The organism is Sorangium sp. So ce381 (assembly GCF_051473845.1).
Lineage (GTDB): Bacteria > Myxococcota_A > Polyangia > Polyangiales > Polyangiaceae > Sorangium > Sorangium atrum.
Genome location: NZ_CP150336.1, coordinates 12,201,340 through 12,220,995, shown reverse-complemented (window position 1 = coordinate 12,220,995; position 19,656 = coordinate 12,201,340). Strand labels below are relative to the sequence as shown.

At 73.4% G+C, this 19,656-nt stretch carries 16 protein-coding genes; 10 read left to right on the top strand and 6 right to left on the bottom strand.

Going from position 1 to position 19,656, the window contains the following annotated elements; genetic code table 11:
• The first annotated feature begins 34 nt into the window (after window positions 1–34).
• Both WMF29_RS45810 and WMF29_RS45805 read left to right on the top strand, forming a co-directional pair.
• On the top strand, window positions 35–1,816 hold the full coding sequence (locus WMF29_RS45810) for a glycerol-3-phosphate dehydrogenase/oxidase (protein ID WP_437326333.1): 1,782 nt from the start codon (window positions 35–37) through the stop codon (window positions 1,814–1,816).
• Window positions 1,795–3,042, top strand: coding sequence for an FAD-binding protein (locus tag WMF29_RS45805; RefSeq protein WP_437326332.1), 1,248 nt, complete (start codon window positions 1,795–1,797; stop codon window positions 3,040–3,042). The genes WMF29_RS45810 and WMF29_RS45805 overlap by 22 nt, the downstream gene beginning before the upstream one ends.
• Window positions 3,043–3,087: 45 nt before the next feature.
• On the opposite strand, the gene WMF29_RS45800 is transcribed toward WMF29_RS45805, so the two are convergent.
• A complete protein-coding gene (locus WMF29_RS45800; RefSeq protein ID WP_437326331.1) occupies window positions 3,088–4,425 on the bottom strand; it encodes a S41 family peptidase in 1,338 nt (445 codons plus the stop codon).
• A gap of 383 nt (window positions 4,426–4,808) precedes the next feature.
• Here WMF29_RS45800 and WMF29_RS45795 point away from each other — a divergent pair, with 383 nt between their 5' ends.
• The 4 genes from WMF29_RS45795 to rpsT all read left to right on the top strand — a co-directional run bounded on the left by WMF29_RS45795 (window position 4,809) and on the right by rpsT (window position 7,483).
• Window positions 4,809–5,396 (top strand): RNA polymerase sigma factor, encoded by a 588-nt coding sequence (locus WMF29_RS45795; protein ID WP_272096404.1) that lies wholly within the window; start codon window positions 4,809–4,811, stop codon window positions 5,394–5,396.
• The gene (locus WMF29_RS45790) at window positions 5,393–6,901 is read left to right on the top strand and encodes a hypothetical protein (RefSeq protein WP_437326330.1); all 1,509 of its coding nucleotides are present in this window, start codon (window positions 5,393–5,395) and stop codon (window positions 6,899–6,901) included. Before WMF29_RS45795 ends, WMF29_RS45790 begins: the two co-directional genes overlap by 4 nt.
• 95 nt (window positions 6,902–6,996) lie before the next feature.
• Window positions 6,997–7,185 (top strand): hypothetical protein, encoded by a 189-nt coding sequence (locus WMF29_RS45785; RefSeq protein WP_044967265.1) that lies wholly within the window; start codon window positions 6,997–6,999, stop codon window positions 7,183–7,185.
• A gap of 13 nt (window positions 7,186–7,198) precedes the next feature.
• The gene (gene rpsT / locus WMF29_RS45780; RefSeq protein WP_437326329.1) at window positions 7,199–7,483 is read left to right on the top strand and encodes a 30S ribosomal protein S20; all 285 of its coding nucleotides are present in this window, start codon (window positions 7,199–7,201) and stop codon (window positions 7,481–7,483) included.
• A gap of 282 nt (window positions 7,484–7,765) precedes the next feature.
• Here the strand turns inward: rpsT and polA are convergent, their stop codons facing one another.
• From polA to WMF29_RS45755, 5 genes are all read right to left on the bottom strand, one after another.
• Window positions 7,766–10,468, bottom strand: a complete 2,703-nt coding sequence (polA, locus tag WMF29_RS45775) for a DNA polymerase I (RefSeq protein ID WP_437326328.1) — start codon at window positions 10,466–10,468, stop codon at window positions 7,766–7,768.
• A gap of 33 nt (window positions 10,469–10,501) precedes the next feature.
• Entirely contained in the window at window positions 10,502–11,836 is a 1,335-nt protein-coding gene (locus WMF29_RS45770; RefSeq protein WP_437326327.1) for a carboxypeptidase regulatory-like domain-containing protein, read from the bottom strand.
• Window positions 11,837–11,855: 19 nt separating this feature from the next.
• Complete coding sequence (locus tag WMF29_RS45765; RefSeq protein ID WP_437326326.1) at window positions 11,856–12,062, bottom strand: hypothetical protein; 207 nt, start codon at window positions 12,060–12,062, stop codon at window positions 11,856–11,858.
• Between the two features lie 86 nt (window positions 12,063–12,148).
• Window positions 12,149–14,086 (bottom strand): S8 family serine peptidase, encoded by a 1,938-nt coding sequence (locus WMF29_RS45760; protein ID WP_437326325.1) that lies wholly within the window; start codon window positions 14,084–14,086, stop codon window positions 12,149–12,151.
• A gap of 685 nt (window positions 14,087–14,771) precedes the next feature.
• Window positions 14,772–15,518, bottom strand: a complete 747-nt coding sequence (locus WMF29_RS45755) for a hypothetical protein (RefSeq protein WP_437326324.1) — start codon at window positions 15,516–15,518, stop codon at window positions 14,772–14,774.
• A 292-nt stretch (window positions 15,519–15,810) separates the two neighbouring features.
• Between WMF29_RS45755 and WMF29_RS45750 the strand changes: the two genes are divergently transcribed.
• The 4 genes from WMF29_RS45750 to WMF29_RS45735 all read left to right on the top strand — a co-directional run bounded on the left by WMF29_RS45750 (window position 15,811) and on the right by WMF29_RS45735 (window position 19,654).
• Complete coding sequence (locus WMF29_RS45750; RefSeq protein WP_437326323.1) at window positions 15,811–16,458, top strand: RNA polymerase sigma factor; 648 nt, start codon at window positions 15,811–15,813, stop codon at window positions 16,456–16,458.
• A complete protein-coding gene (locus WMF29_RS45745; protein WP_437326322.1) occupies window positions 16,455–17,804 on the top strand; it encodes a FecR domain-containing protein in 1,350 nt (449 codons plus the stop codon). The genes WMF29_RS45750 and WMF29_RS45745 overlap by 4 nt, the downstream gene beginning before the upstream one ends.
• Window positions 17,801–18,871: a hypothetical protein gene (locus tag WMF29_RS45740; RefSeq protein WP_437326321.1), complete on the top strand. Its 1,071-nt coding sequence runs from the start codon at window positions 17,801–17,803 to the stop codon at window positions 18,869–18,871. Before WMF29_RS45745 ends, WMF29_RS45740 begins: the two co-directional genes overlap by 4 nt.
• 120 nt (window positions 18,872–18,991) lie before the next feature.
• On the top strand, window positions 18,992–19,654 hold the full coding sequence (locus WMF29_RS45735; protein WP_437326320.1) for a hypothetical protein: 663 nt from the start codon (window positions 18,992–18,994) through the stop codon (window positions 19,652–19,654).
• Window positions 19,655–19,656: the final 2 nt, after the last annotated feature.

Sequence of the window (19,656 nt, the reverse complement as noted above, 5' to 3'; positions counted from 1 at the left end):
TCGTGGAAAAATTCTGGCATGCTATACGCCGCAGGTGACGATCCTCCTTTCGAGCGCCGCAAGACCGGCTCGCCGAGCGGACACCGACGTGGACGTCGTGGTCATCGGCGGCGGCGTGAACGGCGTGGGGGTCGCGCGTGACGCTTCGCAGCGGGGCCTGAGGGTCGCCCTGTTCGAGCGCAACGATCTCGCGTTCGGCGCGAGCGGCAACTCGAGCGGCATGATCCACGGCGGGCTCAGGTACCTGACCAGCGATCCGCAGGTGACCGAGAAATCGTGCCGCGACTCGGGCCACATCCAGGCGATCGCGCCGCACCTGCTCTTCCGGATCCCCTTCCTCGTCCCGTTCGAGAACGCGCGGCACGGGCGCCTCCTCTACCCGCTCGCGGACGCCTTCTTCGAGGCGTACGACAACTACCAGCCGCTCAAGCGCGGCAAGCCGCACGCGCGCCTGTCGCCCGACGAGCTCCGCCGGCTCGAGCCGGGGCTGCACGGCGACCTGGTGGGCGGCTTCAGCTTCGACGAGTGGGGGATCGACGGCGCGCGGCTCTGCGTCGCCAACGCTGTCGACGCGATCGAGCGCGGGGCCAAGGTCTACGTGGGGCACACGGTCGAGCGGATCGAGCGCCGCGAGGACACCGGCGAGGTCGTCGCGGTCCGCTACCGGGACCGCACGACGGGGGAAGGCGGGCGGCTCCGCACGAGCACGGTCGTGAACGCGACGGGCGCGTGGTCGCCGATCACCGCGTCCCTCGCCGGCCTCCCCGCCGCGAGCTCGCGCGTTCGGCCCGGCAAGGGCGTGCACGTCGTGTTCGACCGGCGCCTCACCAATTACGCGATCATGGCGAGGACGATCGACGGCCGTCAGATCTTCCTCGAGCCGTGGGAGAACATGAGCGTCATCGGCACGACCGACGACGACTTCTACGGCGATCTCGATCAGGTCCGCGCGACGAGCGAGGAGGTCAGGTACCTGGTCCAGGGCATCGCCCGCGTGTTTCCGCAGATCCACGAGGCGCGCGCGATCGGCACGTTCGCGGGCGTGCGGCCCACGCTCTACGCGTTCGGGCCCACCGAGGACGCCCTCTCGCGCGAGCACCAGATCGTCGATCACGCGGCGCACGGCGCGCCGGGCATCTACTCGATGATCGGCGGCAAGCTGGCCAGCTTCCGGCTCTTCGCCGAGGAGATGACCGACGTCCTCTCGCGGCGCTTCGATCTCGGCGCCCGCTGCGTGACGCACACGACCTCGCTGCCCGGCGGCGATCGCGCGGTGGACGCGCTCGCGCTCTCGCGGCGGATGGAGATCGACGCGGTGGCCGCCCGGCGCCTCGTGTACAGGCACGGTTCGCGCGCGCTCCGGATCGAGGAGCGCGTGCGAGAGCGGCCGCGCGAGGCCGCGACGGTGTGCCCCTGCGAGCCCGTGATCGAGGCCGAGGTGCGTTATGTCCTCCGGCACGAGCTCGCCCGGAGCGTCGCCGACGTCGCGCGGCGCACGCGCCTCGGCCTGGGCGCGTGCGGGGGCATGCGCTGCGCGGCGCGGTGCGGGCAGATCGTGGCGCAGGAGCTCTCGCTCCCGCCGCGCGACGGGATGCGGCAGGCGGCGGCGTTCCTCTCGCGGCAGGCGGTGACCCGCGCCGTCGCGCTCGGCCCGGAGCAGGCGCGGCAGGAGGCCCTCGCGATCGCCAGCGTCCGGTCGGAGCTCGGCGCGCCCGCGGACGACGAGGCGACGGCGGCGTGCGAGGACGCCGATCGTCGCGCGCAGCGCGCCGCGCGGGAGCCGGAGGAGAGGGCGTGGCGCGATCGATCCTCGTGATAGGCGCCGGCGTCGCCGGGCTCGCCGCCGCGTGGAGCGCGCGGCGGCGCGGGGCCCGGGTCGCGGTGATCTCCGCGGGCGTCGGCGAGACGGCGCTCGCGGGCGGCGCGGTGGACGACGTGCCGTGGGAGCAGATCGAGCGGGCTTCACGGCTGATCGGCGGCGACCTGCCCGCGAGCGATCTCGCCCCGGCGGCGAGGCAGTTCGCGGCGGAGCTCGGCCTGTGGGAGCTGCCGCAGGCCGCGGGCGTGCGCCTCGCGACCGTCGCGGGGCGGATCCGCCCCGCCCGCGGCAGGGATCGCGCGCTGCTCGATCTCGGCCCGCTCCGCCGCACGCGCGTCCTCGTCCCGCGCGCGGCGCGCGCCGGGTGGGACGCGGACGCGCTCGCGGAGGCGCTCACGGACGAGCCGTTCGCTCGGGCGCGGGGGCTCCGCTTCCTGCCCGTCGACGCGCCGGTCCTGCGCTTCGACGACGAGCGGCACATCGCCGACGGCGATCTCGCGGCCCGGCACGACGACCCGGCGCGGCTCTCCTGGCTCCTCGATCGGCTCCGCCAGGCGCTCGAGGGCGCGGGCGGCGCGGGGGCGATCCTGCTCGGCCCGTGGCTCGGCGCGAGCGCTCCGCGGGCCGAGGCGCTCGCGGCCCGCCTCGGCGTCCCGGTGGGCGAGGCGCTGATGGGCGCCGGCTCGCCGGCGGGGCTCCGCTTCGAGGCGGCGCGCGACGCGCTGCTCGCCGCGATCGCGGCGCCTCAGCGCCACGGCCGCGTGCGCGCGGTGGGCAGCGGGCCCCTGGAGCCAGGGGCGCCGGACGAAGGCGTGACGATCCACGTCGAGGGGGAGGACGCGCCGCTCGCGGCGGACGGGGTGGTCCTGGCGATCGGCGGCCTCGCCGGCGGCGGGATCGCGTACACGCCGCCCGAGAGCGGCGCCGGCGCCGATTTCCCGGCGCGCGGCGCCGCGCCGTTCGCGCTCTCGATCGCCGCGCCCGTGACGATGGGCGACGACCGCGGCGCGTTCGGCGTGGTGAGCTCCATGCAGGGCCCGGAGCTCGACGTCGTCGCGTGGCCCCGCGGCGAGCGCCTGGGCGCGCTGGAGGCGGTGGGTGTGCGGTGCGAGGGCGTCCGCGCCGCACCCGGGATCCTGGCGGCCGGGGCGACCATCGCGGGGAGGGCGCGCACCGTGCTCGACGCGGTGACGACCGGGCTCCGCGCCGGCGCCGAGGCCTGACGCGCGTCGCGCGGCGTCCGGCGCTGGTCGCTCGACGCGCGATCCTCAGCGCTGGCGGACCGCCGGGATGGCGCGGAGGAGCTGCTGGTACCCGACGGCGAGCGCGAAGTCGCTCCCGCGGGTGGGATCGGAGGGCATGTCGCCCTCGGGGCCGATCGCCGCGGCCGTCTCGGCGCGCTTCTCCACGAGCACGGCCCTCGGCGAACGGTCGCCGATCGCCCCTTCGGCGGGGAGGTGTCCCTCGAGATCCTGCTCGCGGAGGATGGCGGCCGGGACCTGCTGCGCCGCGCTCTCGATGACGACGTCGGGCCGGATGCCCTGGGCCTGGATCGAGCGCCCGTTCGGCGTGTAGTAGCGCATCGTCGTGAGCCTCACCCCGGCGCCGCCGGGCAGCTCGTATATGGTCTGCACCGACCCCTTGCCGAAGGTCGTCGCGCCGACGAGCACGGCGCGCCCGCTGTCCTGCAGGGCGCCCGCGACGAGCTCGGCGGCGCTCGCGGAGTACTCGTTCACGAGCGCGACGACGGGCAGCGAGGCGAACGCGCCGCCGTCGTGCGCCTTCGCCTCGTCGACGACCTTGTTGCGCTGGCGCGTCGAGTAGATCGTCCCCGAGGAGAGGAACTCGTCGGCCACGGCCTCGGCCTCGTTGACGAGGCCTCCGGGGTTGTTGCGCAGGTCCAGGATCACGCCGGCCAGCGGCGCCTTCGATGCGGCGCGCAGCTTCGCCGCGGCGCGGAGCATCTCTTCGTGGGTGCCGTCCTGGAACTGCTTCACGCGGACGTACGCGACGTCCCGGTCGAGGCGCTTCGCCGCGATGCTCGTCACGTGGATCTGCTCCCGCGTGAGGTCGAACGAGAGGGGCTCGGGCACGCCCTGCCGGCGGATCGTGAGCTTCACCCGGGAGCCGGGCGCCCCGCGCATGATCTTCACGAGCTTGTCGAGGCGCTCGCCGCGCACGGGGCGACCGTCGATCGCGATGATCTGATCGCCGGAGCGGATGCCGGCCCGCGCCGCCGGCGAGCCCTCGATCGGCGCGATGACGGTGATGTTGTCGTCCTTGGCGTCGACCTCGATCCCGACGCCGCCGAACGTTCCCCCCGTCTCTTCCTGGAACTGGGCGAACTCCGAAGAGTTCATGTACGCCGAGTGCGGGTCGAGCTCCGCGACCATCCCCTTGATCGCGCCGTCGAGGATCTTGCTGCGCTGCGCCGGCTCGACGTAGTTGTTCTCCACGAGCACGAGCACGCGCGCGAGCTGCTCGAGCGGAGCGTAGGGGCTCTGCGCCTGTGTGCTCGCGCCCGCGAGGTGGGAAGTCGCCGCCCCTCCCGCGAAGGCCGCAGCGACGAGCCCCAGGGTGCGCATCCAGCTCGAGTAGCGTTGCATCCGCCGACCATAGCAGCGGCGCGGGCGGCGGCGCTGTTCGCCGGCGACGGCCGCGCTCGTTCACACGCCTGCGCGGTGGGCCGGGCGCCGGGGCGCCGCGGCGGCTTTCGGTGTGCCAGCGCGGGCGTATCGCCCGCCGGTCGACGAGGGCACCATGGCGCCCAAGCTCCGGGCGCATGGTTTGTCCTAAGAGGAGTGTTCGGCTATCTTCGCGCGCCTGAACGTGAAACTTGCCTCCTCATCGCCCGGCTTCGCCTTCGCGAAGCGGGGCTCGCCGCGAGGGGCTTCTCTCGCCGAGACGGTCGGGGGCCGTCGCGAGGAGGTGTCCGCGGCTGCGCTGTCGTCCGTGCGCGGGAGACAACTCGCACCCCGAGGCGGCTAGGATGGCCAAACCCACCGATCGTGAGCTCGTCGATCAAGCCCGGAGCGGAGATGCCCAGGCGTTCGGGGTGCTGGTTCGTCGATATCAGAAGCGCATCTTCCGGCTGGCGTTCCACCTTGTCCGCTCGGGCGCGGAGGCAGAGGACGTGACGCAAGAGACCTTCGTCCGGGCCTACCAGGCGCTCGACCGGTTCGATGGCCGGAGCGAGCCCTTCACCTGGCTCTACCGGATCGCCGTGAACCTCTCGCTCAACATGATCCGGGCCCGCAAGCCGAGCAAGAACTCGACCCCCGCGGACGATCCGCGGATCGAGGCGCTGCTGCTCGAGACGCGCCCGAGCCACGGCGTCGATCCGGCCGCGTCGACCCAGCGACGCGAGCTCGCGGCCGCGCTCTGCGACGGCATCGACACGCTCTCGGACACGCTTCGAACGACGCTCATCCTCGTGTGCATCGACGGCGTGCCCCACGAGGACGCCTCCAGGATCCTGGGTTGTCCGGAAGGAACAGTCGCCTGGCGCGTCCACGAGGCGCGCCGCAAGCTCCGTGCTTACCTCGCGGAGCGCGGTTTCGGAGGGGACGCCGAATGAACGTCACCGACAAGCTCGACCTCGACGGGATGCTCAACGATTGGCCTGCCCCCGCGCCCTCGATGAACGACGAGGAGGCATGGGAGACGCGGGCAGCCCACATCGTCGAGGTCGCCATCTCCAGGCGATCGGAGGACACCGCGGCGGCGGCCGACCTCCTCGCCCCCCCCGACCTCACCGCGGCGCCCGGCGAGGAGCAGACGGAGGACCCTTCGCGCGAAGCTCGCGCATCAGGAGAACGCAGCACCATGGGGGACGGATCACAAGCAGCCAGGGCCTCGAGGCCTGAAGCGAGCCTGTCGGGCGGCACCTTGTCGCGGCCGCCCGAGAAGAGGCGCCAGTCGCTGAAGGAGATCGCCGAGCGGGTCAGCCAGGCGCCGGGTCGCGCGAGCGGTATGCCCGCGATGAGCGGCTCTGCGCTCTCGACGCCGCTGCCGGCTTCGGGACGCAGCTCGGCGCCGCCAGGGCGTGTGTCCCCGCTGCCGGGGCGCGGCTCGCTCTCCGGCAATGCCCGCACGTCGTCGCCGTCCATGCGGCCGGTGGAGGGGGTGCCCGAGGACTCCGGTGTCATCGATCTGAACCGGCTCAACGCGTCGGCGCCCTCGGAGGTGGAGGCCTCCGAGAAGGCGCAGCCCGGCGCGGCGGCTCGGTTCGAGGACGCGAAGGCGGCAGCGGTGGTGCCCGTGGCGGCGCGCCGCGCCCCGTCCGCGCCCGTGGCCGCGGCTCCAGCGAGGAAGCGATCCGGCGGGATGATCGCCGGCGCCGCCGTCGCGGCCCTGGGGCTGGCCGCGGCGGTCACGATCCTGGTGAAGACGACGGCTCCGCCGCAGCAGGAGATCGCGGCCACCGCGTCGCCCGCGACAACCACCGTCGCGGCGCCGGCCGAGCCGCGCGGCGACACGCGGGTGGAGCCGGCGGCTCCGGTCGCCAAGGTGCCGGAGGAGCGCGCCGTTGTCGAGCAGCCCGTGCAAGCGGAGGAGAAGCTCGCCGCGGCGCCCAAGGCGCAAGCCGCCCCCGTCGGCGGCGGCGCTCCTGCGTCGACGGCCGTCGAGGCGCCGGCCACGCCAGCCGCGTCGCCGAAGCCCGAGCACGGAAAGACGGCGGCTGCGCCGGCGGCGGCTGGCAAGCCGGGGGACCTCCCCTCGGCCATGCAGGCGGCCGTGGGCGACAACGGGGAGCGACAGCCGTCGGTCGTCTCGGAGGCGCCGGTGCCGGCGTCGGGTCCGCTCCGGCAGCAGAACATCCCCGAGCAGCCGTCGCAGGGCTCGGTCCAGGCCGCGCTCGGCTCGGTCATGGGCAGCGCCAAGGCGTGCGTCGCGGGCGCGGACGACGTGTCGCGCGCGCAGATCACGTTCTCGTCGACAGGCCAGGTGAGCAAGGTCAGCGTCAGCGGGTGGGCGGCGTCGAACGGCCAGTCGAGCTGCGTGCAGTCCGCGCTCAAGGGCGCCAACGTGGGTCCTTTCTCCAAGCCGTCCTTCTCGGTCAGCGCGACGATCCGACCCTAGCCCTGACCACGCGCCGACGCGCCCTCGCGCCCTCGCGGAGGGCAGCAAACCTCCCGGTTGACACGGCCCCCCCCGTAGGTAGAATGCGCGCCCCCATGGTTTCCGCGACTCAGCAAACCCAGCGCATCCGCCGGCGCAAGGCGCGCACGGCGGGCACCCGCCGCAAGCGCTTCGAGCGCGCACACGGCACCCCCGCGTTCCCGATCCATCCGGCGGGTTACGACCAGAACGCGCCGGACGCCCTGCGCGCTGCCACGCCCGCCGAGGCGCAGGCGAAGAAGTAGGAGAGCTTTTCTCATGGCCAATCACGCATCTGCCGACAAGCGCAACCGCCAGCGCATCACGAGGACCGCGCGCAATCGCGCCATCAAGTCGGATCTCCGCACGACCGTCAAGAAGGCGCGCACCGCGCTGAAGGGCGTTCCGCAAGAGTCCGCTGCGCCGGTGACCGCCGCGGTGAGCGCGCTCGATCGCGCCGCGTCGAAGGGGACGATCCCCGCCAAGCGCGCGTCGCGCGTGAAGAGCCGCCTCGCCCTCGCCCTTCACAAGGCGAGCGTCGCCGCCAAGACCGCCGCGAGCTGAGAACACCCTTTCCGCACGTACGCCCCGCTCACCGCAAGGTGCAGCGGGCGTCGTCGTTTTGTCCCCCCGCAACCCCATAGCCCCCCGTTGGCGTTCCACCGCCGCCGTCACAGCCACGGAGAGCCTGGCTCTTCTCCGCCCCTCTCCCCCCATGACGCCAGCGGCGGGCACCCGCACAGGAGACGGGCCCAGATCGGCGTTTTCGGCGCGGAAGCGTACTCCGGTACGCTGAGCACCGAAAACGCCGAGATGGGCCCGTATCCGAAGCGGGTGCCCGCCCCTTCAATGGGCGTCGGCCCAGGTGGGGCCGTGACCGACGTCGACGACGAGCGGGACGTCGAGCGGGAAGACCGACTCCATGGCCTCCCGCACCTTCGCCTTGGCCTCGTCCACGGCCTCGGCCGGCACCTCGAACGCGAGCTCGTCGTGCACCGTGAGCACCATGCGCGCGCCGGGGACGACGGGGCGCGGGATGCGCACCATCGCGAGCTTCAGGAGATCCGCCGCCGTCCCCTGGATGGGGGTGTTCTGCGCGATGCGCTCGGCCTGAGCGCGGCGCATGCGGTCGCTGCTGCGCAGATCCGGGAGCAAGCGGCGCCGGCCGAGCAGCGTGCGCACCGACTCGGAGCGCTTCGCCTCGGCCATCGTCCCCTCCATGAACTCGTGCACGCCCCGGTAGCGCGCGAAGTAGGCGTCGATGAAGCGCGCCGCCTCCGCCCGCGAGATGTCGAGCCGCTTGGCGAGCGCAGACTCGCCCATGCCGTAGATCACGCCGAAGTTGATCGTCTTGCTCCGGCGGCGCATCTCGGCGGTGACCCCTGCCTGGTCCACGCCGAAGATCTCCATGGCCGTGCGCACGTGCACGTCCTGCCCGGTGCGGAAGGCGTCGACGAGCACCGGGTCCTTCGAGAGGTGCGCGAGGACGCGCAGCTCGATCTGGGAGTAGTCGGCGCTCACGATCACGCTCCCGGGCGGCGCGACGAACGCGCGCCGGATCATCCGGCCGAGCTCCGTGCGGATCGGGATGTTCTGCAGGTTCGGGTCCTGCGACGAGAGCCGCCCGGTCGCGGCCACGGCCTGGCCCCAGCGCGTGTGGAGCCGGCCCGTGCCGGGGTGCACGAGGCGCGGCAGCGCGTCGACGTACGTGCCCTTGAGCTTGGCGATGGCGCGGTGCTCGAGGACCACCCCGGGGAACGGGTGCTCCTCCGAGAGCGCCTCGAGCACGTCGGCGTCGGTCGAGCGGCCGGTCTTCGTCTTGCGCTGGGAGCGCAGCTTGAGCTCGTCGAACAGGACCGCCTCGAGCTGCTTCGGCGACGCCAGGTTGATGTCGTGCCCCACGAGCTCGCGCGCCTTCTGCTCCAGCGCGGCGAGCTCGGTCGTCATCTGCGCGCCGAGCTGCGCGAGCGCCTTCGGGTCGACGAGGACGCCCGTGAGCTCCATCTCCGCGAGCACGGCGGAGAGGGGGAGCTCGATCTGCACGAGCAGGTCCTCGAGCTTCTCGGCGCGGAGCCGCGGGCGCAGCCGATCGGTGAGCGTGAGCGCGACGTCGGCGAACGCGGCCCCGTAGCTCGACGCCTCGCCGAGCTCGATCTCGTCGAGGCCGCGCTGCGCCTGCCCGCGGCGCTTCGGGGCCACCTCGTCGAGGGTCTGCATCTTGGCGCCGAGCTCGCGCTCGGCGAGCTCGTGGAGCTGGTTCTTCCCCTCGGGATCGAGCAGGTAGCTCGCCAGCATCGTGTCGAAGGAGACGCCCACGAGCCCGATGCGGTGCCGCAGGAGGATCACCTCGCAGAACTTCACGTCGTGGCCGACCTTCGGGAGCTCGGGGTCGGCGAACAGCGGGCCCATCACCGCGTCGATGTCGCTCATCGAGAGCTGGGCCGGCGCGCCGAGGTAGCGGTGGCCCAGCGGGACGTACACGGCTTGCCCCGGCTCGCAGGCGAGCGCGACGCCGCAGACGTGGGCGCTCATCGGCTCGCGGCTCGTCGCGAGCACGTCGAGGGCGAGGCGGCCGGCCGCGCGCGCCGATCTGGCGAAGCCCTCGAGCTCCTCGCGCGTCGTCAGGACCCTGTAGGTCGCCGCGCGCGCGGTCGGCTCGGGCGCGCGGACCGCCTTGAGGAAGCGCGAGAAGCCGAGCTCGGTGAAGAGCTCGCGGAGCCTGCCGGTGTCCGCGCCGCCGTAGCGCAGCGTCTCGAGGTCGAGCGACACGGGCGCGCCGCCGTCGAGCGTCACGAGCTTCTGCGAGAGGCGCGCGTCGGCCTCGTTCTGCTGGAGCGACTCCCGGATGCGAGGCTTCTTGACCTCGCCGATGCGCTCGTAGATCGCCGAGAGCGAGCCGAACTGCGCGAGCAGCTCGGCGGCCGTCTTCAGGCCCACGCCGGGGACGCCGGGGACGTTGTCCGAGGTGTCGCCGACGAGCGCGAGCAGGTCGCGCACCTGCTCCGGCGGCACCCCGAACTTCGCGACGACCTCGGGGTGCCCGTAGACCTTGTCGCGCATCGCGTCCCAGAGCATCACCTGCTCGCCGTCGACGAGCTGCATCAGATCCTTGTCGCTCGACGCGATGACGACGCGCAGCCCCCGCTCCTTGGCCCGCGCGACGGCGACGGCGACGAGGTCGTCCGCCTCGAGCCCCTCCTGGATGAAGATCGGGATGCGGTACGCCTCGACGATCTCGCGGCACCGGCTCATCTGCACCCCGAGATCGGGCGGCGGCGGGGGCCGGTGCGCCTTGTAGCGGGGGTCGAGATCGTCGCGGAACGTCTTGCCCGGCGAGTCCATCGCCACGCCCAGGTACGCGGGCTTCCGCTCCTCCACGAGCTTCGTGAGCATCGCGACGGTGCCGTACGTCGCGTGGGTCGGCTCGCCGCTCGGGCTCGAGAGCGGGCTGATCGCGTGGTAGGCGCGGAAGACGTAGCCCGACAGGTCGACGAGGTAGAGGACGTCCGGAGCTCCGGCCGGGGGAAGCGCGGTAGGGCGCGTGGACATGGACCGACCCTTAGCACCTCGGCGCGCGGCCGTTCACCGAACCACGACGTCGCGCCGTATCGTCACGTCGAGGGCGCGCCCTTCCCTCTCCACGCCGACGGTGACGACCGTCCCCGCCGGGCCGCGGAGGCGCTGGATGCAGTCGGCGAGCTCCAGGTCCGTCGTGGGCCGGCCGTCGATGCGGGCGATGACGTCGCCAGCCATGAGCCCGGCGGACGCCGCGGGCCCCCCGTCGACGACGCCTGCGATGATCACGCGGCCCGAGGAGAGCGAGAGCATCGCGCCGATGCCCGTGAGCTCCTCGCGCGCCCCGCCGTCGTCCAGCTGGCGGAGCTCGACGTCGACCCGCGTCGACTGCGCGCCGCGCGCGTCGAGGCCGGACACGATCTTGGCCATGTACTGCTGGTGGCGCACGCGCACCGAGAACGGGCCGCTGGCCGGCACCCCTTCGAGCTCGTAGTCGCCGTTCCCGTCGGTGAGCGCGAGCGAGATCGCGTTCGCGCCCGACGAGGTCGCGGAGTCGAGCTCGACCTGGGCCTCGACGACCGGCGCGCGCGACGCGGCGTCGACGACCCTGCCCCTCAGCGTCGCGCCCTGCGGCAGCACGATCCGCACGCGTTGGGCAGCGCGGCCTGCCTCGACGTCGACAGGCCGGCTCCGCGCAGGCGGGCGTCCGGCCGAGCTCGCGGTCAGCACGTAGCGGCCCGGGGCGAGCGCGTCCCACCGGAACGCGCCGCCCGGATCCGACACCTTGCGCGCGCGGCCGTTCACGTTCGAGTTCGCGCCGGACCCGGCCGGCGTGAACGACTCGATCGCCAGGAGGTACGCCTCGACGGGCCTGCCCGATGGATCCACGACCTCGCCCACGATCGAGCCCGCGGCGAGCAGGCGAAGGACGTTGTCGCGGCCCGCGGCGACGCGCGTGGGCTCGGCGTCGCCGTACGGAGGCTGCGCGGCGGTGGCGGTGCAGCCGTCGGCCTCGGCCGGCAGCTCGAAGCGCCCCTCGCCGTCGGCGCTGGCCGATGCGCCCGGCGGTTCGCGGCAGCTGACCACGGCGCCGGCGCTGGGGTGCCCCTCCGGATCCAGCACCACGCCGCGGACCGGCCCCACGCTCGCGGCCGTGACCTCGCGCGGCGGCGCTGGAGGTGGTGGCGGCGCCGGTGGCGCCTCGACCTCACGCGGCGCCGTGAGCTCCGGCTGCGGTGGAGGGAGCAGCGCAGCGGCCGGCTCGCGCCGGGCCGGCATCATGGGGCCGGGCTGCGGCAGGAGCAGCCAGACGAGGACCGGCATGACCAGCAGCGCGACGGAGAGCAGCGCAGCGGAGAGCCAGGCCCTCCGCTGCGCGCCTGCCGTCCCGCTGTCCGCCATGCCATCCTCCGCCGCCCGTTCACCGGCCGGCGTCGACCTCGTCCGCCGAGCCTTCGCGCGCGCCTTGAGGGGCCGCGTTCGAGTCGGCCGGCCCTTCCGGCGATGCCTCGTCCGTGGGGCCGAGCGCGGGGCCCCGTGGCTCGGCGGGCCACGGCGTCTCGCTGGAGGAGCCGCCGCACGCCCCGAGGAGCAGGAGGAAAGGTACGAGCAAGGTGCCGGACCGCATCGCCGGCATCCTAGCTCGTTTTTGCAGGGTGGTCATGACGGCCGGGCACACCGCCCGGCCATGGAGCGAGCGCGGCAGGCGCCGGCTCAGCGCGTGGACAGGTTCGTCCGGGCGATCCAGAGGCAGGCTGCGGCGTTGACCGCGCACCACACGACGAGGGCCATCCGGCCGAAGGGACCGGCGGCCTCGCCGAGCAGGACGACCGATGTGAGGTAGGCCGCCGTGCCGACCGCGAGGCCCGCGATCGCCGGCCGGAGCCTCTTCACGCCGAAGAAGAGCGCCGTCAGGCCGAGCGGGACGAGCGCGTTGGCGAGCGGCAGCCAGCGGTGGATCGACGCGCCGAGCAGCATGTCGAGGTCGGCGATCGGCCGGGCCAGCACGTCGACGGCGAGATCCACGCGCGGCAGGAGCCACGGCGCGAAGAAGAACAGCCCCGGCCCTGCCGCGAGCGCCGGGATGAGGAAGCTCGCCCGCCACGGGCTCGTGGCGGTCGCGTCCTTCTTGCGGGCGCGGCGCGCGACCCACGTCGCGAGCACCAGCAGCGCGAGCAGCCGCACGACGATGTGGCTCTGCGTCACGCGCACGACGGAGCTCGCGGCGTCGAGGATGCCGGCCCCGTAGAGGAGCTTGCCGCCGTCGGAGTCGTCGACGACGCGCGCGCCTGCGCGGAGCGCGTCCTCGACCGCGCGCGGATCCGTCACGCCCAGGCTCACGACCAGCGCCGCCGCGCCGGCCACGTGGGGCGCGGCCATCGAGGTGCCGCTGTACGCGTAGTAGTTCTGGCACTTGTCGCGCCCGCGGTTGCAGATGGTCTGCTGGGTGACGTTCACCCCGGGCGCCGCGACGTCGACGCCCTGGCCGCGCGAGGAGAACCTCGCGATCTTGTCGTTCGCGTCGGTGGCGCTCACGCCGATGACGCCATCGGAGGCGCCGGGGAACTGCACGCGCCCGCCGGTGTTGCCGGCCGCCGCGACGACGACGGCGCCATGCGCGATCGCGTCGTCGATCGCGCTCTGGAGCACCTTGGAGTTGCGCGGGCCGCCGAGGCTCAGGTTGATGACCTGGGCGCCGTGCTCGGCTGCCCACCGGATCCCGTCGGCCACGTCGGCGGTCGTGCCCCAGCCGCTCTCGTTCAGCACCTTGACCGGCATGAGCCGCGCGTGGAACGCGAGCCCCGCGGCGCCGAGGCCATTGTTGGTCGACTGCGCGATCGTTCCGGCGACGTGCGTGCCGTGGCCCTGGTCGTCGTTCGCGTGGTTCGTCTTGGTGACGAAGTTCCATCCCTCCACGCACTCGGTCGAGGCCAGGTCGGTCCCCTTGGTGAAGGGCCCGTGGTCCTCGCACGCGATGCCCGTGTCGACAACGGCGACGGTGACGCCGCGACCGGTGGCGAAGTCCCACGCGCGCTCGGCGCCCACGCGCGCCATGTGCCACTGGTCCTTCAGCAGCGGGTCGTTCGCGACGAACGAGGCGACCACCCGGGCGAGTGGCTCCGCCGCCTCCACGCGCGGATCGCGCGCCAGCCGCTCCAGCGTCGCGTTGACTGGACCGTCCACCGTGGCGATCTGGATCCGGGTCTCCGAGAAGAGCGCCGTCGGCTTGACGATGCGCAGCGAGAAGTCGCGCACGAGGTCCGCGAGCGAGGCGTCGTCGAGGTCGTCGCGCGCATCGACGACGATCTGCCCGGGGATGTCGTAGCTGGTCTCGTCGAGCTCGGAGGCCATGCCGTACAGCGGCTCGCCCGCTGTTGCGACCGGTTCACTCAGCAGGTCCGGGCCGCGCAGCGACGGGCCGACGTCGACGGGCAGCGCAGGGTTGACGTACCCGGGAAGGCGAGGCTCGAGCATCCCCGGCGAGCGCGCCGCGAGGACGGCCCCGGCGCTTCGGCCGTCCGTCCCATCCTCGGCCCTGGCCGCGCCCGCCGCTGCGGCCACCGCTGCCGCGGCGAGCAGCGACGTCGCGAGCGCGCGTCCGGTTCGGAGATTTGCGGTCCCTGGCCAACGCAGAAGGCGAGACGTGTGCATGCGGGTCTCCTCATCGGCAGGGTAGCGCCGCCGCCCGCGAGCAGCCATCGCTCTGGCACCGCCACATCGCCGCTGATGTCGACGTATCGTGCTCGCCATGCCTGTCGCGCTTGCCCGCCGGATCCGGCCCGCGGCGCCGCCTCCGCCGAGGGCGTGGCCGTGAGTCAGGCATGGTCATGAACAGCCTCAGGCGGTCCCAGGACCCCAGCTACGGCTTCCGGCGCGCGTCCCAGACCTTCCGACGCGCTCCGGAAGCTTCCGTCACCGGAACGAAGCCCTTCGGTGCGCTCCGGAGCACGAGATTTCGCGGACTTGGCGGTTCCCATCACCCCCTCGATGCCCTCCAGCGCGCGCTGGAGGACGAAATTTCCCGCGAATTCGGCACCCCGCCCCGCGCCGGAAGCTTCCGGCGCGCGACGGAAGCCTTCGTGCCCGCACCGGAAGCCTCCCGGCCGCTTCCTGCCCGTTCGTGGGCGAACGCGTGACCTGCGGAGCCGGCCGCGGAAATGCACCACGTCCGGCGCTGTGGTGGGCCAGGGTGGTCGCCCCTGGCTTGGCCAATCCGCGGTCGAGGATATGACGCTCACCCCGCGGCAGCGAGGGAGATGGCTGCAAACGCGGGCGCCGCGATGAGCGCGGCCGCCCGGCTTGGCCGTGCGCGGTGACTCCAGGGAAGATCAGGGTGTCAGTCGGCGCCGCCGCCCTCGCCCTCTCCGCCGCCCTCGCCGCCTGCGCTGTGCTCGCCGAGCTCCTCTTCGTGCTCGTCCGACACCCCGTCGTCGTCATCATCGGCATCGACTTCGTTTGAGATGCCGTCGTCGTCGTCGTCGTGGTCCTCGTCGCTGTCATCGACGTCGTCGTTGTCGTCGTCGGCGTCGTCGACATCGACGGTGCCATCATCGTCGTCGTCGGCGTCCTCGTAGTCGGACGTTCCATCGCTGTCCGAATCGACCTGATCGAGCGGGTTGCTCTCGCTCACACCGTCGGTCTCATCCACCTCGACCTCGCCGAGATCGATGTCGTCCTCCTCGTCCTCGCCGGCGCTCTGGGGGGCCAGCGTGCGCGCGGGGGCATTGGCGATCGGGAGCAGCGAGGTGAGCGCCCCGCCAGCGGAGGAGGCAAATCGCAGGGTAGCAATCCCCTTGTCTCCGTTCATGAGCACGAGGACGAACCGAGCCTTCATGGGCAGCGTGAGCCGGAAGTTGCCCTGCGCGTCGATCGGCGCCGAGTAGGTCGCTGCGTCGGCGTCTGCCTGGGCCAGCAGGGCGACGACGGAGGTCGCCGCAGTGCCGGACTTCACGCTGCCGCTGACGCTGCGGACCGCCGCCTGGCCCTCGCCGGTGCTCTCCGCTGAACCGCTCGCGCCACAGGCGATGCCATGAAGCGCCGTCATGCCAGCGAGAAGAATGCCGAACAGCTTCGAATGCCTCATAAGGTGCCTTCTTTCTCAAGACGTTTGGTACTGCGTTTCCGCTGCCCCAGACAGCTCGTGAGATAGAGAGCCGGAGTCGTCCGCCATCAGCTCAAGAAAATGAACGGCCCCAACAGCGCCCGTTTCCGTTCGGCCCGTCCGTCCGGTCCTCTTCTCGCACAACGACGCCGACAGCGCGCTGTTCGCTTACCGGGCCAGATGGGTTGATGTGGTCTGCGCTGAGAAACCTGAGCCGTCACGGTGGCCTCCGGGCTCTACTCGTCAGGTGTCCCCGCTCCCGATCGCCACACCGATGGAATCGACGCCCCCGCAGCCCGCGTCGGGCCGCAATGTCGTCTCGCGGCTGCCCCAGTCCGAGCGCACCGATGAGGAGCTCGTCGCGGGGATCGCGGCCGGCGAGCCCTGGGCGGCCGCGATGCTCCTCGACCGGTATGGCCCCCTCGTGGAGCGGCTCATCCGGCGCGTCATGGGCCGCGATCCCGAGCTCCAGGACCTGGTCCATGAAGCGTTCGCGCGCGTGCTCACGTCCGTCCACCAGGTCCGCGACGGCCAGGCAGTGAAGGGGTGGATCTCGTCCGTCGCCGTCCACACGGCGCACCACGCCATCCGCCGCCGCCGCCGCGCTCGGTGGCTCTTCTTCTGGCAAAGCGACGACGATTTGCCGGAGCCCTCGTCCGTGCCGGCGCACGGGCCTCGGGAAGCGCTCAGGCGTGTCTACGCGGCGCTCGACGAGCTCTCGACGGAGGACCGGATCGCCTTCACGCTCCGTTTCATCGAGGAGATGCCGCTCGAGGACGTGGCCGGCGCCTGCAGCGTGTCGCTCGCGACGATCAAGCGGCGCCTCGCCCGCGCGGAGCAGCGGTTCACCGCCATGGCGAAGCGCGATCCAGTGTTGCGGGGGTGGATGGAAGAAGGTGACCGGTGGACCACAGATCAATGAGATCCCGCTCAGATCTCCTGCGCGAGGTCCGCGCCGCCTCCGACGCCAGCGCCCTGTCGGCCGAGAGCCTCGACGCAGCGCAGCGGCGCGCCATCGTCACGTGGAAGGCCGCGCCGGGGCGCCCGAGCGCCGCGGCCGCCACGTGGAAGGCCGCGCTGGGGCGCCGCCCCGGCCGCCGCCTCGTCGCGGTGCTGGCCATGGCTGCGGCCCTCCTCGTCGGCGGACTCGTGCTGGTTCCGCGGCGGCCGGCGCTCACGTACGTCGTCGGGCCGGACGCTCGAGCCGGCCAGCTCGGGGCATGGATCGCCGCGGACCGCGAGGCGACCCCGCTCAGGTTCTCGGAGGGCACCGTCGTGACCCTCGCGCTCGGGTCGCGCGCGCGGGTGACACAGGCCGACGCGGAGGGCGCCTCGCTGCTCCTGGAGCGCGGCTCCGTGCGCGCCCGCGTCGTCCACGCGAGCCGCTCGACGCGGTGGAGCATCCACGCCGGCCCGTTCGAGGTCGCCGTCGTCGGGACCGAGTTCGACCTCGCCTGGGATCCGGGCCGAGATTGCCTGGACGTGGCGCTCCACGAGGGGCGGGTCGTGGTGACCGGCCCCCTGCTCGACGAGGGGCGCACGCTCACGCCGGGGGAGCAGCTGCATGTGAGCATCTCCGAGAGCCGGAGCGAGCTCTCCAGAGGCACGCCCCAGCAAACCTCGATGTCGCCCGCCGTGACCTCGCCGATCACGGCGGCACCGTCGCTCCCGGCAGAGCGCGGCGCCGGCCCGAGCACCGCGGTCGAGCCGTCGCCGCCGGCCGCCGATGGGGCCGGCCCGAGCGCCGCGGCGTCGCAGCCAGCGCTGCGAGCGGCGCCGCCTGCGCCCGAGCGCCAGCGCGAGGCCGCGGCGGCGGACCACGGCTGGCACGCCCTCGCGGCGCAGGGCAGGTACCGCGAGGCGATGGCGGCCGTGGAGCGCGAGGGGTTCGAGCGCGTCCTCGCCGGCGCGAGCGCTTCCGACCTGATCCAGCTCGCGGAAGCTGCGCGCCACTCGGGCGAGTTCCGGCGCGCCCGCGAGGCGCTGCTGCGGGCGCGGCGCCTCGGGGCGCACGGCCGGTCGGCGTTCGTGCTCGGCAAGCTCGCCGCGGATCACCTGGGCGCGCCGCGCGAGGCGATCACCTGGCTCCAGACCTACCTCGACGAGGAGCCCGGCGGCGGCCTCGGAGAGCAGGCGCTCGGCCGGCTCATCGAGCTGCGCCAGCGCCTCGGAGACGCCGCGGGCGCCCGCGCCGACGCAGCGCTCTACCTGCGGCGGTACCCGGGCGGCGCGTACACATCCCTCGCGCAGTCCGCGGCCGCGCCGTGAAGGCCCGGGCGCTCGCGGCCGCGGCATTCGCGCTCGCGCTCGGCGCACGCCCGAGCCTCGCCGAGCCGGCGCGCGTGCTGCTCGTCCCGCCGGGCGCGGCGGATCCGGTCACCGCGAGCCTCCTCGACGAGCTCGTCGCGCTCGGAATCATCGTGGAGGTCGAGGCCAGCGCCCAGCGAGATCTGCCTGCGCTGGCGCGCGCGCGCTCGGCCCGCGCCGCGCTCCGCGTCGTCCGCGTCGATCGCACGCGGCGCGCCGTCGAGATCTGGGATTCGGAGTCGCCCAGCGTGGTCCGGGTGGAGGCACAGCCGGGTGAGCCGGGCGGAGAGGCGGCAGGGCTCGCGCTCCGCGCCGTGGAGCTCCTGCGCGGGCGTCTGCTCGATGTGCCATCGCCGCCCAGCGCTCGGCCCGCGGCGAGCACGCCCCCGGCAGCGGTTGCTCCGGTCGCCCCGCCGAGCCCGCCGCAGGCGCTCGCGCCCGGCTCAGCTCACGCGCCCGACGCCTCCCGGACGTCCGGCGCGAGCGCCGCGCCCGCTCGGCGCGCGTCGTTCGGGCTGCACGCGGGGCCGAGCATCGTGCTCCAGCCGGGCAGCGCGATCTCCCCGGAAGGGGCTGCCATGGGCGGGGCCCGCTGGGGGCTCACCGACCGGCTCGACGGCGACATCCTGGCGATCATCTCCCTCGTCCCTGCGAGCATCGACTCCCCGACCGGACGCGCGCGGGTCTCGACCCTCGTGATCGGTGCCGGCGCATTGATGAGCCTGCTCGACCCGCAGCTGCCGATCGTCATGCGGGTGGGCGCCGGCGCTGGTGCGGGCTTCCTCGGCTACTACGGGCAGGGCGCGACGGGCGACGTGCGAGGACGCGATGGCACCGCCCCCTATGCGTTGCCGTTCGTCCGCTGGGACATCGGGTGGCATATCCACCGCTTCCTGACCCTGCGCGCTCAGTCCCTTGCAGGGATCGCTGCCCCCCGCCCGGTGCTCCGGCTGGCGGGTCGCTCCGACGTGCCCTTCGGTCGACCGCTGCTCGCCTTCAGCCTGCTGCTGGAGGCCGGGATCCAGTGACCCGACGGGCCGACGGAGCCCTCGACAGGCAGCGGGTGCCGCGTGTGCCCGCGAGAGACCGCCCCGGCGCGAGAACCTGAGCCATTTTCCCGCGCTCCGGTCTCCTCTGGATCAGCCCTCATGATGTCCCTCACCGCCACCACGCCAGAGCGCTTCGTCGCGCTCGCCTCGCTCCTCGTGGTCACCCAGCTCGTCGGCCTCGGGTGCGGCGACACCCTCATCGATGTGCTCGTGCCGGCGGGCGCGGGGGGCGAAGCAGGCCACGATGGGGAGGACGGAGGGGGGACCGCCGACTGTGTTCCCCCTCTGATCGCGTGCGCCGGAGATTGCGCCGACCTGTCCATGAGCAACGCCCATTGCGGCGCCTGCAACGTGGCGTGCTCGGGCGGCTCCTTCTGCAGCGCGGGCAGCTGCACCTGCCGCGACGGCGATACGATGTGCAGCGGTGTGTGCACATCGCTCGACGCAGATCCACAAAACTGCGGGAACTGCGCGATCCGCTGCGAGGACGGCCAGTCCTGCCATCACGGGGTTTGCGGGACCGGCTGCCCGCCTCCCACGGTGCTGTGCGACGGCGAGTGCGTGGATCCCGAGTCCAGCGAGGCGAGCGGCGAGTCGTGCGAAGAAGACGAGCCGTGCTCCGACGGGGAGTGCGGCTGCCTCGCGCCGCTGGTCTCGTGCGGCGAAGCCTGCGTGGACCTGCTCACCGACAAGGAGCACTGCGGCGACTGCGAGGTGCAGTGTGCCGACGAGGCGTCGTGCGTCGACGGCGTTTGCCGGTAGGC